The organism is uncultured Brachyspira sp. (assembly GCF_949287625.1).
GTDB lineage: Bacteria > Spirochaetota > Brachyspiria > Brachyspirales > Brachyspiraceae > Brachyspira.
This window is the reverse complement of record NZ_CASEGO010000001.1, coordinates 167112-180960: the sequence shown is the minus strand read 5'-3', so window position 1 is coordinate 180960 and position 13849 is coordinate 167112. Positions and strand designations below refer to the sequence as shown.

The 13849-nt window shown below is 29.2% G+C and carries 14 protein-coding genes; 8 read left to right on the top strand and 6 right to left on the bottom strand.

Translation table 11 applies throughout. From position 1 onward, the window contains the following. The first annotated feature begins 214 nt into the window (after positions 1 to 214). The 4 genes from Q1X91_RS00980 to Q1X91_RS00965 all read left to right on the top strand — a co-directional run bounded on the left by Q1X91_RS00980 (position 215) and on the right by Q1X91_RS00965 (position 3799). The gene (locus tag Q1X91_RS00980; RefSeq protein WP_020005791.1) at positions 215 to 598 is read left to right on the top strand and encodes a RidA family protein; all 384 of its coding nucleotides are present in this window, start codon (positions 215 to 217) and stop codon (positions 596 to 598) included. 117 nt (positions 599 to 715) lie between these two features. Beyond that, positions 716 to 1576: a DUF368 domain-containing protein gene (locus tag Q1X91_RS00975; protein ID WP_300752471.1), complete on the top strand. Its 861-nt coding sequence runs from the start codon at positions 716 to 718 to the stop codon at positions 1574 to 1576. Positions 1577 to 1769: 193 nt separating this feature from the next. Then, positions 1770 to 2741 (top strand): hypothetical protein, encoded by a 972-nt coding sequence (locus Q1X91_RS00970; protein ID WP_300752470.1) that lies wholly within the window; start codon positions 1770 to 1772, stop codon positions 2739 to 2741. Positions 2742 to 2758: 17 nt separating this feature from the next. After that, a complete protein-coding gene (locus tag Q1X91_RS00965; protein WP_300752469.1) occupies positions 2759 to 3799 on the top strand; it encodes a tetratricopeptide repeat protein in 1041 nt (346 codons plus the stop codon). 82 nt (positions 3800 to 3881) lie between these two features. On the opposite strand, the gene Q1X91_RS00960 is transcribed toward Q1X91_RS00965, so the two are convergent. The 3 genes from Q1X91_RS00960 to pfkA are packed head-to-tail and all read right to left on the bottom strand — an operon-like array spanning position 3882 to position 6432. Further along, positions 3882 to 4637 (bottom strand): class I SAM-dependent methyltransferase, encoded by a 756-nt coding sequence (locus tag Q1X91_RS00960; protein ID WP_300752467.1) that lies wholly within the window; start codon positions 4635 to 4637, stop codon positions 3882 to 3884. Positions 4638 to 4663: 26 nt separating this feature from the next. Next, on the bottom strand, positions 4664 to 5419 hold the full coding sequence (locus tag Q1X91_RS00955) for a WecB/TagA/CpsF family glycosyltransferase (RefSeq protein ID WP_300752465.1): 756 nt from the start codon (positions 5417 to 5419) through the stop codon (positions 4664 to 4666). 32 nt (positions 5420 to 5451) lie between these two features. Further along, positions 5452 to 6432, bottom strand: a complete 981-nt coding sequence (gene pfkA, locus Q1X91_RS00950) for a 6-phosphofructokinase (protein WP_096737958.1) — start codon at positions 6430 to 6432, stop codon at positions 5452 to 5454. A gap of 127 nt (positions 6433 to 6559) precedes the next feature. Here pfkA and mgtE point away from each other — a divergent pair, with 127 nt between their 5' ends. Beyond that, positions 6560 to 7924 carry a magnesium transporter gene (mgtE, locus tag Q1X91_RS00945; protein WP_300752460.1) on the top strand — a complete coding sequence of 455 codons (1365 nt, stop codon included), beginning with the start codon at positions 6560 to 6562 and terminating at the stop codon, positions 7922 to 7924. Between the two features lie 640 nt (positions 7925 to 8564). On the opposite strand, the gene Q1X91_RS00940 is transcribed toward mgtE, so the two are convergent. The 3 genes from Q1X91_RS00940 to Q1X91_RS00930 all read right to left on the bottom strand — a co-directional run bounded on the left by Q1X91_RS00940 (position 8565) and on the right by Q1X91_RS00930 (position 12397). Then, positions 8565 to 9695 (bottom strand): DUF362 domain-containing protein, encoded by a 1131-nt coding sequence (locus Q1X91_RS00940; RefSeq protein WP_300752459.1) that lies wholly within the window; start codon positions 9693 to 9695, stop codon positions 8565 to 8567. 175 nt (positions 9696 to 9870) lie between these two features. Beyond that, positions 9871 to 11319: an Asp-tRNA(Asn)/Glu-tRNA(Gln) amidotransferase subunit GatA gene (gatA, locus tag Q1X91_RS00935; RefSeq protein ID WP_300752458.1), complete on the bottom strand. Its 1449-nt coding sequence runs from the start codon at positions 11317 to 11319 to the stop codon at positions 9871 to 9873. Positions 11320 to 11494: 175 nt separating this feature from the next. Beyond that, complete coding sequence (locus Q1X91_RS00930; RefSeq protein WP_300752456.1) at positions 11495 to 12397, bottom strand: hypothetical protein; 903 nt, start codon at positions 12395 to 12397, stop codon at positions 11495 to 11497. A 264-nt stretch (positions 12398 to 12661) separates the two neighbouring features. Here Q1X91_RS00930 and rpsF point away from each other — a divergent pair, with 264 nt between their 5' ends. From rpsF to rpsR, 3 genes are read left to right on the top strand one after another with little or no spacing between them, the layout of a single operon-like run. Then, the gene (gene rpsF, locus Q1X91_RS00925; RefSeq protein ID WP_300752453.1) at positions 12662 to 13012 is read left to right on the top strand and encodes a 30S ribosomal protein S6; all 351 of its coding nucleotides are present in this window, start codon (positions 12662 to 12664) and stop codon (positions 13010 to 13012) included. A 16-nt stretch (positions 13013 to 13028) separates the two neighbouring features. Further along, positions 13029 to 13457: a single-stranded DNA-binding protein gene (ssb, locus tag Q1X91_RS00920; protein WP_300752451.1), complete on the top strand. Its 429-nt coding sequence runs from the start codon at positions 13029 to 13031 to the stop codon at positions 13455 to 13457. Between the two features lie 30 nt (positions 13458 to 13487). Further along, on the top strand, positions 13488 to 13820 hold the full coding sequence (gene rpsR, locus Q1X91_RS00915; protein ID WP_300752449.1) for a 30S ribosomal protein S18: 333 nt from the start codon (positions 13488 to 13490) through the stop codon (positions 13818 to 13820). Positions 13821 to 13849: the final 29 nt, after the last annotated feature.

Below are 13849 nucleotides of genomic sequence, written 5' to 3'. Positions count from 1 at the left end.
TCATAAAAGAATACATTCTACTTTAAATTATGATACTCCTATGCTATACTTTAAGAAATTAAGGAATACTTAAATGCAATATGTATGGAACCCGTGCAACATTTTTAATTATTAAAAATAATGTTTAATTACTTGATATTTTGCAAAAACTAATTATAATTAACATAATAGAGTAATGAAAAAAATATTTAAAAATAGAAAGGAGAATTAGTATATGGATAAAAAAATCATTAAAACACACAAAGCTCCGCAGGCTATAGGACCTTATTCTCAAGCTGTGAAAAGCGGAAATTTCATTTTTGCTTCAGGTCAAATACCTTTGGATCCAGTAAGCGGAAATATGGCTGAAAATGATATAAAAAAACAAACTGAAAGAGTTATGGAAAATATAAAAGGTCTTTTAGAATCAGAAAATTTAACTATGGCTAATATTATTAAAACTACTTGTTTTTTAACTGATATGGCTAATTTTGCTGCATTCAACGAGGTATATGCTGCATATTTCCCAGAAAACCCTCCTGCAAGAAGTACAGTTGCAATAAAATCTCTTCCAAAAGATGCATTAGTAGAAGTTGAAATAATAGCTGTTATAAGCTAATTAATAAATTTAAATTAGATAATAGCCATGAGTATAATTTTATATTCATGGCATTTTTTATGAAAATTATTAATTATATAAAAAAAATAAATTTGATAATATTATTAAGAGGAAACAATGAGAAATTATATATCATACTTTATAAAAGGAATGGCTATAGGTATTGCTAATGCTATTCCGGGAGTTTCGGGCGGTACTATTGCTTTTGTACTTGGAATATATGAAAAATTGACATATGCAATATCTATTTTACCTGAAGCATTAATAAAACTTAAATGGAATGATATTAAAGAAAGTTTGAAAGTATTAATACCTGTTGCCATTGGGGCTGCTATTTCTATAGTATTATTTCTTAAACTTATTAATTATACTTTTACATATTATCCTATTCCTACAAGAATATTTTTTGTAGGTCTTATATTAGGATCATTTCCATTTATAACAAAGACTGTAGAAGAGTTTAATATTAAAGTATTTATAGCATTTGTACTTGGGGCTTTTATTATGTCTATATTTGTGTATTTTGATATTAATAAGCCTGTAAGTGATACTGCTGTATATACTGGATCTTTTTCAATTCTTTATGGTATCAAATTATTTTTATGCGGTATTGCAGCTGCTGTTGCTATGGTTATACCTGGTATATCAGGTTCTTTACTATTATTAATATTAGGAGAATATGAAAATATATCATACTTCATATCAGTATTTGTTGAAACTTTTAATTTATCTTTATTAATACCTTTAATATTTTTGGGTTTTGGTGTTGTTATAGGTATATTCAGCATATCGAAATTGGTGACAGTATTACTTCAGAAGTATAAATCTATATTGTTCGGCTTTGTACTTGGTATTATAATAGTATCTTTCTTAAGTTTATGGCCTAATATAACAGCTTTAAGTATTCCTATGCTTGCTTCTACTGTTATTTCTATGTGCGTTGGATTTTTAGTGGCTATCGTTATGGAGAAGATATAATATTAATATATATTAATAAGTTATATAGGCTTAAAAGATTATAATGATTTTATTAAAGTAAATAAATTATACTTTTAAGCCTTTTTTATTTACTGATATTATAATTTATAGATTATTTTAATTAGTATTTTGCTTTATTAAATTTTATATATTTCATTTCCGAGAATTTTTGCAGTGTATAAAGGATAACTGCATGAAAAAAATAAGAACTAAAAAAAACGGAATATATTTAATATTTGCTTTTGTAAGCATCATATTTTTCTATATATCTATCAATATTTTGTATACTCAAACTTCATCATCTATATACGATGAGGAGTTAATAAATAATCTGCCGAATGCTGAGAGATTTGCCAAAAACATAAAAATATCAGTTTCAGCTACAAATAGTAATACATTAATTATAGAATGGGACGGTATAAATGACGGCAGTGTAGTATATTATCTTTATAGAAGTATAAGCCCTATAATAGGAAAATCTTCTTTAATAGATTCTTCTGTAGTAGATTATATAAAAGCAACTAATGATTCAAAACATTATTCTATATTAGACAGACCAATATTATCTTCTAAATACTATTATGCTGTTGTTTCTTATGCTGATGATTTAATTTTTTACAGTGCAAGAGATAATGTTGATACATCATCAATAGTTTTTAATGGATTTTCCAATATTAAGACATACACTAATAATAATTCAGTTTCAAATACTAATTTAGCATATACAGATAATAATACTGCCGCCATTTCAAATACTGTATTTAATACTAATAATATAACAAATACATATGTGCAGACTAATATATATTCGCTTACAAATGTGTATTCATTAACTAATATATATTCTGTAACAAATAGATATAATATTACAAATAATAATAATAATAATGCTTCATCATCTTTAATCAGTAAATATAATAATGATTATAATAAAGCATTGAGAGAGTTTAAAAATAAAAATTATTTATCGGCAGCAAATATTCTTGAGCCGATATCGGCAAGAAATATTAATAATGATATTTATTATAAGATTAATTTACTTTTAGGAAAATGCTATAAATATTTAGGAAGGAAGAACAATGCATTGGGAGTTTTTAACAGAATAAAGACTTATAATGCTCAAGAGGTTAATTTTTGGATTAATCAGGTTTTAAGCGATTTATGATTGGAGTGTAAATATTTATGAAGACTTATGCAGCAGTTTTGGCATCTGTTATAACAATAGCAGCTATTTTAGGCGGAGTATTTATTACAAAAGTTTCAGCCTTATCTTCACCAGAAAGATATTTTCAAAAGGGTAAAAGAAGCTATGAGATAGAAAATTATGAAGATGCTATTAATAATTTAAATGAATATTTATCCATAGACAGCAGATCCAGACCTATAACTAATATAGCAGAATCATATTTTATGGTTGCAGATTCATTAAAAAGACTAAAAAAATATTCTTTAGCAAAAGAAAGACTTACAGATATAATCAATAATCCTAATTTTGTATATTATTCTACAAATGCAGTTTTAGCTTATGCAGATATTTCGAGATTAGAAAATAGTGCCGATCCTTATATAATGTCAAAATTGCAGGAAAATTTAAAGACAGCAGATAAAGATTTGGCTTCAAAGATGAATATTCAGTATGGATATCAGTTGTTCCTTCAGAAAAAATACGGTGAAGCATTAAGTTATTTTTTAAGAGCTGACGGAGAATTAGCCGTTTTAGGAAGGGCAAGAGTGTATTTTAATATGAATGAATATGACAGAGCTTTCGAAACTTATGAGGATTTCCTAAAATATAATAAAACAAGTATATATTATGATGAAGTTGTAAGAACTTACTTAATACAAGTTCCAGCAATGGCTCATAAAACTTTTGTAGAAGGCAATTACACTAAATCAAGAATGTACTATACAAAAATAGCCGAATTATTTCCTAGAACAGAGTATGCTGAAGAGGCTTTATTTAGAATAGCACAATCTTATTATAATGAAAAAAACTATAACAGAGCTATTGATTATTATAATAGAGTTAGAATTAATAATGTTTATACTTTAGATGCTGAGGCACTTCTTTATATAGGTTTATCATATTTTAAAGTGGGAAGGTATTCAGACTCTTATAAAGTTTTAGATGCTTTTATATCAGAATATCCAGCTAATGCTAATGTTTCAAGAGCAAGAGAATATATGCAGGCTTTACAGGATACTTTACTTATTATTAATTAGGTATAATTTTATCAATAAAATAAATATTTATATATTAATAAGAGCAGGCAGAAGCGAGTTTTATAATTAGTAATAATAATTGTTATTTTTTTGATAAAGTAGCCCAAAATGTAGGTATATTGTATTCATGAAGTATTCCATATCCGTTTGTATCTTCATATATATCAATGATTTTGAATCCTGCTTTTAACTGTCCTCTAATTTGTTCTTCTGCTGTATGCGAGAATTGTATGCCGTCATTATTTTGAATTAATTTATTTAATAAAACTTTGTCTTTTAACGGATTAAAAGGAAGTTTATATTTTATTTCTTTTTCATTTTCTGAATTTTCATCAAACAAATAATTAATACCATTATCTAATCCAGACATGAGAATTCCTCCATTTTTTAAAACTCTATAACATTCTTTCCATATATGCATAACATCTTCAATATAGCAATTTGATACGGGATGAAAAATTATGTCAAAACTTTCATCATTGAATGGAAATGTTTTTGTAATATCGGCTTTCACTAAATTGATATTATAATTTTCCCTTTTTGATACTAGTAAATCGCTGTCTATTTGTTTTTGCGAATAATCTATTAAAGTGCATATTGAACCGTTCGCAGCAAAAATAGGCATTTGCTGTCCGCCTCCTGATGCAAGCCCCAAAACCTTTTTATCTTTCAACTCTGGATACCATTCTTTAGGTACATATTTTGTAGGGGTGAGAAGCATATCCCATTTGCCGTTTTTTGCATCTAAAAAAGTTTCATGAGTTATAGGTTTTCCCCATTCCCAGCCTTCTTCTATCCATTTATCTATTGTTTTAGAATTAATATATGTATAATCCATTTATTATAATCCTTATTTTTTATCAGCTATTTTAATGAATTACTTTGCTTTTCTTTTTTCGCTGTGATTTTTTCAAATAAAATTAATATCCAGAATATTAGATAATCAATATATAAAAATATTCTAAATATATTTTTTTTAGTATAGAATGATTCATATTTATTTTTATTTAAAATATCCATACTAGGAGCTTTGATTTTTCCTGCAAAACTGTCTAATGGCCTTTTGAATGGAATGAAAAAATTCATGTCTAAATTCTGTTTATTATTATTGAACCAATATAATGATTTCTTAAATTTCATATGCATTAAAAATACATCAGGTTCTATCTTCTTGAATCCTATGAATGCTTTATGTAATTCTGTTTTATCATTGGTATTTTGGTAATTGCCAAGCATATAAATTTTAGGATAAATCTTTTTAATTTTTTCTGATATAGTAAAGAAATATTTTTCTTCATCTCCGAATAAAAACATAGACATCTTTTTTTGTTCCATATAATCCATCACTCTTGAAAATAAAATAAATTCATTAATATAATTTATTTCCTCTTTATGAATAAATTTATAAGCTTTGGCTATAGACGGATGTGCTGCAATTACCAAAGATGAATTTTCTACTATTTCTTTTAACTTTTTATTATGACGTACTTTTAGTAATTGATGCACATCCAAAGATATTATGAGTATATTTTTTCCATATTTGAGGTAATCTAGTATTTCTTCAAGACTCGCTTTGAAATTATCTATTCTAACACCTAAAATGAACTTATTTTCTATCATAATATCTAATCCTCTATTATTAATTTCTCAAATTATATAGCAAGTGTTCTGCATAGTGCTAAGTCTATTGGGTCAACTTTAGGTACTTTTTTTACAGCATCTGTTAGAGGAGTGTAAGTATATTCCCCTTTCCAAATACCAACAGCTACATTTTTTTTGCCTTCAAGCAGAGCCTTAACAGCAATATATCCGAATCTTGCAGCCATTAAGCGTTCTCTTGAAGTAGGCGAACCTCCTCTTTGCATATGTCCTAATATAGTAACACGAGTATCAAAACCAGTTTTTCCTTCTATTTGTTTAGCTACTTCCATAGCACCGCCTGATTCATCACCTTCAGCAACAACTATAATAGAAGATTTTTTTCCTCTTTTTTTAGCTATTTGCAGTTCTTCCACTATTTTATCCATGTCAGTAGTAGTTTCAGGTATTAATATATCTTCAGCACCTGAAGCTATTCCTACTTCTAATGCAATGTATCCTGCATGTCTTCCCATAACTTCTACAACAAAACATCTTCCATGACTTGTAGCGGTATCTCTTAATTTGTCGATAGCGTCCATTGCTACATTGACAGCTGTATCATAACCTATAGTATAATCGGTACCGAAAATATCATTATCAATAGTTCCGGGTATTGCTACTATAGGAAAATCAGGATGATGATTATAAAAATCCAAAGCTCCTTTATAAGTTCCGTCTCCTCCTATAACTATTAAAGCGTCCATACCATGATATCTCATATTATCAGCAGCTTTTTTCATGCCGTCTTCTGTTTGAAATTCAGGCGATCTTGCAGAAAATAATATAGTACCGCCATGATTAATAATACCGCCGACACTTCCAGCTGTCATTGGGTATACATCATTATACATAAGTCCTTGATAGCCTTCTTTAATTCCCATTACTTCCAAACCATTGGCTATTGCAGTTCGTACAACACTTCTTATAGCAGGATTCATTCCAGAGGCATCTCCTCCGCTTGTTAATACACCAATTTTTTTTATATCAGACATATTACAATAACTCCTTTATTTTTTCATAATATTCAAGTATATTATTGGATTTTTTTTATTATATTATATAATGTTATATATTATATAATAATAATAAAAGAATTGATATACAAAATATAAAAAAATTATGATAGAAAACAAAGAATATACAGAAATTATTAATATTATAGAAAATCAGAGATGGGATAAGCTTAAGTATCTGCTTTCTAATATGCATGCTGCTGAAGTAGTGGATATTATACGTATACTTGATAATGATAAAAACAGAAGCATAGTTTTCAGACTTTTATCGCGAGAAAATGCTGCATATGTATTTTCAGAACTTGATCCAGAAGAACAGGAAAAAATCATAGTTTCTATGAGCGATAATGAGCTTAAAGAACTTATGCATGATATGAGTCCGGATGACAGGACATCTCTTTTTGAGGAGCTTCCAGCTGATATTACAAAAAAGATATTTTCTTTAATGGGGGAAAAAGACCTTAATATTACAAGGCAGTTGTTAGGATATCCTGAAGACAGTATAGGACGTATAATGACGCCTGAATATATTGATGTTTTTCCAGAATATACTGTAAAGCAGACTTTAGACTATATTAGAAAACATGGTAAAGATTCAGAGACTTTTGAAGTTATATACGTTGTAGATAAAAAAGAAACATTACTAGGATATATTTTGTTAAAAGATCTGTTATTTGCTTCCCGTGATGAGAAAATAGAAGCACTTATGCATACAGACATTATATATTTATCAGTATATTCAGATCAAGAGGAAGCCGTACGCATAGGAAGAAAATATGATTTACTTTATATACCTGTAGTGGATTCAAAAAATGCTTTAATTGGAATAGTTACTATAGATGATATATTTGATATCGCTGAAGAAGAAGATACAGAAGATTTTCACAAATTAGGTGCTATTAGTATTGATGATGATTTTGACGGAAATATAAAGCAGACCAATCCTTTAATTTTATATAAAAGACGTATATCTTGGCTTTTTATTTTGGTATTTGTTAATATTGTATCAGGTTACGTTATAGGTATGTTTGAAGAGACGATAAGTCAGTATGTTTCTCTAATATTCTTTCTGCCTCTTTTAATAGACAGTGCAGGAAATGCAGGAGCACAGTCTTCTACTCTTATAATAAGAAGTTTATCGGTAGGAGATGTAAAGAAAAGCGATTGGCTTTTTATGCTTTGTAAGGAAATACTGGTTTCTCTTACACTTGGTATTACTATGAGTATTGCTGTAGCATTGATAGCAGTTTTTAGAGGCGGTTTGATGATAGCATTAGTTGTATCACTTTCTATGGTTCTGGTTGTTGTAATAGGAAGTTTAATAGGTTTATGCCTTCCTTTTTTATTTGTAAAGCTGAAAAAAGATCCTACTACGAGCAGTGTACCTTTGGTAACTTCTATATGTGATATAAGCGGTACAGCTATATATTTGGTACTTGCTACAACTATATTAAGCAGGTTTTCTCATTAATAAATATATTTTTTATAAGTTTATGTATATACCTAAACAAATATGATTTGTCAAAAAATAAATTTTTAAATTTTAGTTATTTGCGGGGACTAGTTCAGTCGTGCCCGCTCTGCGTGCCTTCGGCAACCCCCACTTCTTTTGTGACGCTGTCCGTGCCGTAGGTAGGTGTGCCACATATGAAGTACGCCTGTGGTGGCTATATATCATACTAAATTTAGAAATTTATAATAGGATATAAGGTTCTTTTTGCGGCGGGAAAAAGAACAATAAAAAATTGACAAACTTAAAAATTTTCAGTATATACCTAAATAAATACAGTTTGTCAAAAATTAATTTTTTTAATTTAAAATATTTGCAGGGCTTTGCCCACCACGCTGTGTGCTACGCAACACCTCAGTTCTTTTGTTGGCACAAAGAACCATACGCTGTACGCCTCGCTCTGCGTGCCGTAGGCGGGCGAAAAGACTGCATTTGACGAATTCCGCAGAGCGTGTGCGGCAAAAAAGTTGATAATTCTGTATAAAGTGCATCAGTTGACAAAATGAAATCGTTCCAGTATATATTAGAATAAAATTATTATGTAAAGTTCAAAATGTAAAATAAAAAATTAATTATTAAAAAAGTTTAAAATAAAAATTTTTTAAAACTTTCTCTTTAAAAATATAGCTTTATGAGGACATAGTTCCTGACAGCAGTAGCATGATATGCAGTGTTTATAATAATATTCTGGCGGAGAGTTTTTTCCCTTTTTGTCAAAATTAAGTGCTAATGGTGTTACAGGGCATACTTTAACACATACTCCGCATTTTACGCATTTACTTTTATCTATTACAGGTTTTGGTATAATCGTAGCAAACAGTCTTTTTATTATAGGGAATTTGCTTAATTTCATCAAACTTCTTCCTATGCCTACACCTTTATGAGGTTTTTTAAAATCTGTAACTTTTACGCTTTCTATTCCGTCTCCTAATACTTCTATATCATCTTTATTGCAGAAACCATGTTTAAATCCCATTTTTAAAGTAGGTATGGTATTATAATCGAATGATATTATCTGTGAAGCCGTATAATCTAATGCCACTGCATCATCTGATACTAATATAGCATTTATTTTTCTAGGGCTTCCATTTCTAGGACCGTTTCCTTCCATAGCTAAAATGCCGTCCATTATATAAAGTTTAGGATTTACAAGTTTATTCAAGTCAAGGAGCATAGTTGAAAAATCTTCAAAATCAGGCAGCTTTAAATGATATTCAGCCTTTCTAAAACCTGGGACACATCCAAACTGATTTTTTACAGCTCCAGTCATAGTTGTAAGTGCATGTGATTTTAATTTAGGCAGACTTATTATAACATCAGCTTCCTGAATAGGTTTTGCTATTGTAAAACTTTTCTCCTGTACTCCGTTTTCATATGTAACTCCAACAGGTTCTTCAAAATCAGCATACTGAACATTTAATCTATTAGCAGCTTCATCTATACCAGCTTTCGATGCAACGCTGCTTCCTTTTCCAACACCTGGGGAATCTCCATAAGAAATGTTTTTGGTTTTCTCCTGAAGTATAGATACTACAGCTTCAAACACAATAGGGTGGGTAGTAACGGATCTTTCTGCCGTTTCTGCTGCGAGCAAATTTGGTTTTAATAATACTTTATCATTTTCTTTAACAAATAAATCTATTCCTCCAATTAGGTCTAAAGCTCTTTTGATGGCGTTTTTTACTTCTTCTAAATTATAATTTTCGCATTTTATAACAGCAACTTTGCTCATAATAATTAATCCTAAATTAAAACTATTTTTATATATTATATAGGAATTAAATTAATTGTAAATAATGATAAATAAAAATTGTAAAATCTAACTATCCTTTTTTAATTCATAAAAAATAAAAAAGGAGGCTTTTATACCTCCTTATTATTTTTTTATTATTAAAATTATTAAAAAATTATTTGTTAGCTAATTCATGAGCATATGCCATTCTAAACATATCAGTTTCATTAAACTGTTTAGTTATAAACTGTATACCTATAGGCATATTGTTTTTATCATGACCGCAAGGTACACTCATAGCTGGAAGTCCTACTAAGTTAATATTAGAAGTGTAGCTGTCTGCCAAAAAACCCAAAGCACTGTCTGTTTGGTCTCTAGTACCTAAAAGTCCTGCAGTTACAGGAGAAGATGGTGATATTATAACATCTACATTTTTGAATGCATTATCAAAATCCATCTGCATTAATTTTCTCACTTTTAGAGCATGCTGATAATGGCTATAGAAAAATCTTTTACCAGTCATTAAAGTACCGAATAATATTCTAGCTCTAGTTTCAAAAGCAAGTCCTACACTTCTTGAAGTATAGTAATATTCATCTAAATTAAAATCGCCCTTAGGGTGATATCCGTATCTTATACCATCATATCTTCCCATATTGGAAGCAACTTCTACTGTCATAACAGCAGTATAAACTCTTGAACCATATTTAGCATTAGGCAGGCTTATATCAACAATTTCAGCACCTTGATCTTTTAATTTTCCTATAGCATTCATAATATTTTCTTTTACATCTGAAGCTATTAAATCAGTATCATAATATTCTTTAGCAAGTCCTATTTTCATTCCTTTAATATTTCCGTCTAAAGCAGAAAGATAATCTGGAACAGGAATATTTAGAGTAGTAGATTCTTTAGGGTCGAATCCAGCAATAATTTTAGTCATTAAAGCAGCATCTTTAACATCTTTAGTTAAAGGTCCTACTTGGTCTAAACTGCTTGCCATAGCAATACATCCAAGTCTAGGTACTCTTCCGTATGTAGGTTTAACTCCAACTATACCGCAGAAAGAAGCAGGCTGTCTTATAGATCCTCCAGTATCACTTCCTAAAGCACCGAATGCAAAATCAGCAGCAACAGCAGCAGCAGAACCGCCTGAAGACCCCCCAGGTACATAAGCTCTGTTTCTAGGATTTCTAGTTATGCCGTAATTGGAAGTTTCTGTAGTTCCTCCCATAGCAAATTCGTCCATATTAGTTCTTCCTATAATAATAGCACCATTATCTATTAATCTTTGAACTGTAGGAGCTGTATATGGAGCTTTATATCCTTCAAGCATTTTTGAAGAAGCTGTCATTAAATGATCTTTATAACATAAATTATCTTTAATAGCCAAAGGAACTCCAAGAAGAGGTAAGTCTTCACCATTATTTATTCTCTCTTGAGCTTTCTTTGCTTGTTCTATAGCTTCATCTTTAAAAACTTCAAGATAGGCATGTATTTTATCTTCTCTTTTATCATCTTCTTCTATTTTTTTTATAATAGATTCAACTAATGCAGGGGCATCTATTTCCTTATTTTTTAATTTCTCTCTAATTTGAATTATGCTTAATTGCTGTAACTCCATAATAAAAAACCTCTTAAACAAAAATATAAACAAAAGTTATTTAATTTAGACGATTATATCATATATGAATGTTTTTTGCAAAATAAATAATGAGTTTTAAATTTTAAAAAAGTGATTATAAAAAAATAGAGAGCCTATATATTATAGACTCTCTATTTATTAAACTAATTATTAATTACTGAGCGTTTTCAGTAGCTTGAGTGTTATTATTGTTATCCTCAGCATTTTCATCTTTTGGAGGTTTGATTTCTGGAGGTATTCCTACAGGAACATCAGCAAAATCAAAATAGTTTTCATAATATAAGTTTTGGAATCTGTTTGCTATAGGCTGCATTCTGAAATTATCTACATAAGAAGCAACAAAGTTAATATTTTTACCGCCATAAGTAGCATAATAAACAGCTAAAGAAGTATTAGCAGCTTTATTAGCATAGTTTCCGTATCTCATAGAAGTAAAATCATCAAAAGTAGTGTATCCGCTGTTGTGGAAACCGCCGTATTTCATATGGAAGCCGCCTAAAGTTCTGCTGAATAAACCTCTAGACATTACATAACCTGGGTGAGCATACTCATTGCCTTCATTTCTGTCTTTATACTGCTGTAAAGTATAATCGCCTTCATAAACAGCACTTACAGCAAATAATTTATCTTCATGAAAGAAGAATTTATAAGCCCATTTAGTTTCTTTTCCAGCTAAAGTAGCTTCTTCATTGATAGCATCAGCTCTAACTGTCATACATTTAAATTCATTTGTAACAATGAAATTAAAATATAAGATATTTTCATCTCTTGTGAAAAGTTCTGAAACATCATTAGTAGTAAATTTAACATTTATCCATTTCATAGTATGAGGATTATACCATACTAAATCAGGATCTGGATATCTGCTTACATAGAATGTACCACTTATAGGCTCAGCAGCAGCTGAAGAAAAATTAGAAGCCATTAATATCTCATTAACTTCATCAGGAGTGATTCCATAAGGTACTAAATCATTAAACATGAAAGGAACCGTTTGGTATGCATGAACTGATATTGATATAGCTACCAACAAAAACATAACTAGTAATTTTTTCATTTTGTTCTCCAAGATTTTTATTATTTATATTATACTATATTGAATAATAAAATCAAATGCATTATGTTTACTTATAGTCATTTTTTTCAACTTTTACCCGCTTTCAATTAACATAATAATATAAAATGTATAATATATAATATTTTCTAAAGATAAATATTCTTGACTTTTTGATAAAAATCATTTATCATAGCATAATTAATAATTATATACTTCGCTTCTTTAAAAATTCTTCTAAAGAAGCTTTGTCCAAGGAGTTAATAAATGAGAGAATACGAAATACTATTCGTAACAGAAATCAATGACGCTGTGCATCAAAATGCTAAAGATCATGTAAAAACTATTCTTCAAAACTATCACGCAGAAATTTTTAATGAAGCTGATTACGGTATTCATAATCTAAGCTACCCAATACGCAAAGTTAATCAAGGTAAATTCTATTACTATCATTTCAGATGCGATGGTAATAATTTGGCTCATATTGAAAAAGAACTTCGTTATGAACTTAGCATATTAAGATTTATAATTGTACGCTTAGATGAAATAATACAAAAAAATAAAAAAGAAGTTAATAAAGAAAATAATAATAATGAAGAAGCTTCTAAAGAGGCTTAAATAAAGGTTTATTTTTATGGCAACAGATTTTAATAGTGTAACTTTAATAGGAAGACTCACAGCCGATCCTGTATCAAAATATCTGCCTAGCGGAAGTGCTGTTGCAGAGTTTTCTATAGCAAATAATTATTATGTAAGTACTAAAAATGCTACAGAAGTTAATTACTTTGATGTAGTTGCTTTCGGAAAAATGGCCGAAACTGTAAGCAAGTACCTTACAAAAGGAAAACAGGTTGCTATAATGGGTACTTTAAGGCAGGAAAGATGGCAGGATAAGGATACTAATGCAGCAAGATCCAAAGTAAGAATTATTATGCAGAATATGCAGATGCTTGGCTCTGCAAATGCGGCAGCAGGAAATACTATGGATACTACATACTCTCCTTCATCTTCAGGTGTAGATTTGGGAAGTTTCTCAGATGATGATGATGAAGTGCCATTTTAATAATTAATTTAATTTTTAGGAGATAAAACAATGGATTTAGAAAATACTGAAAATCTTGAAAATAATAATAACGAAGAAGAAGTTAAAGCTAAAGGTGAGAGAAAACCTCATTTCAGCAAAGAGCCTAATGAAAAAGACGGAAGAAAAAAATTCTTTAAGAAAAAAGTTTGCTATTTCTGCAAAAACAATATCGATGTATTAGATTATAAAGACATTAAATTGTTAAAAAGATACGTTAAAGACAGCGGTAAAATTATACCTAAACGCTTAAACGGTACTTGTTCTAAACATCAAAGATTAGTTACTAAAGCTATAAAAAGAGCTAGAAATATAGCACTTTTGCCTTATGAAACTAGATATTAATCTTTACTAAAATATTAAAAATTATGAAA

Bases quoted from the DNA above. Each gene is read 5' to 3' on its own strand.
- Q1X91_RS00980 (WP_020005791.1), top strand. From the start codon at position 215: ATGGATAAAAAAATCATTAAAACACACAAAGCTCCGCAGGCTATAGGA.
- Q1X91_RS00975 (WP_300752471.1), top strand. From the start codon at position 716: ATGAGAAATTATATATCATACTTTATAAAAGGAATGGCTATAGGTATT.
- Q1X91_RS00970 (WP_300752470.1), top strand. From the start codon at position 1,770: ATGAAAAAAATAAGAACTAAAAAAAACGGAATATATTTAATATTTGCT.
- Q1X91_RS00965 (WP_300752469.1), top strand. From the start codon at position 2,759: ATGAAGACTTATGCAGCAGTTTTGGCATCTGTTATAACAATAGCAGCT.
- Q1X91_RS00960 (WP_300752467.1), bottom strand. From the start codon at position 4,637: ATGGATTATACATATATTAATTCTAAAACAATAGATAAATGGATAGAA.
- Q1X91_RS00955 (WP_300752465.1), bottom strand. From the start codon at position 5,419: ATGATAGAAAATAAGTTCATTTTAGGTGTTAGAATAGATAATTTCAAA.
- pfkA (WP_096737958.1), bottom strand. From the start codon at position 6,432: ATGTCTGATATAAAAAAAATTGGTGTATTAACAAGCGGAGGAGATGCC.
- mgtE (WP_300752460.1), top strand. From the start codon at position 6,560: ATGATAGAAAACAAAGAATATACAGAAATTATTAATATTATAGAAAAT.
- Q1X91_RS00940 (WP_300752459.1), bottom strand. From the start codon at position 9,695: ATGAGCAAAGTTGCTGTTATAAAATGCGAAAATTATAATTTAGAAGAA.
- gatA (WP_300752458.1), bottom strand. From the start codon at position 11,319: ATGGAGTTACAGCAATTAAGCATAATTCAAATTAGAGAGAAATTAAAA.
- Q1X91_RS00930 (WP_300752456.1), bottom strand. From the start codon at position 12,397: ATGAAAAAATTACTAGTTATGTTTTTGTTGGTAGCTATATCAATATCA.
- rpsF (WP_300752453.1), top strand. From the start codon at position 12,662: ATGAGAGAATACGAAATACTATTCGTAACAGAAATCAATGACGCTGTG.
- ssb (WP_300752451.1), top strand. From the start codon at position 13,029: ATGGCAACAGATTTTAATAGTGTAACTTTAATAGGAAGACTCACAGCC.
- rpsR (WP_300752449.1), top strand. From the start codon at position 13,488: ATGGATTTAGAAAATACTGAAAATCTTGAAAATAATAATAACGAAGAA.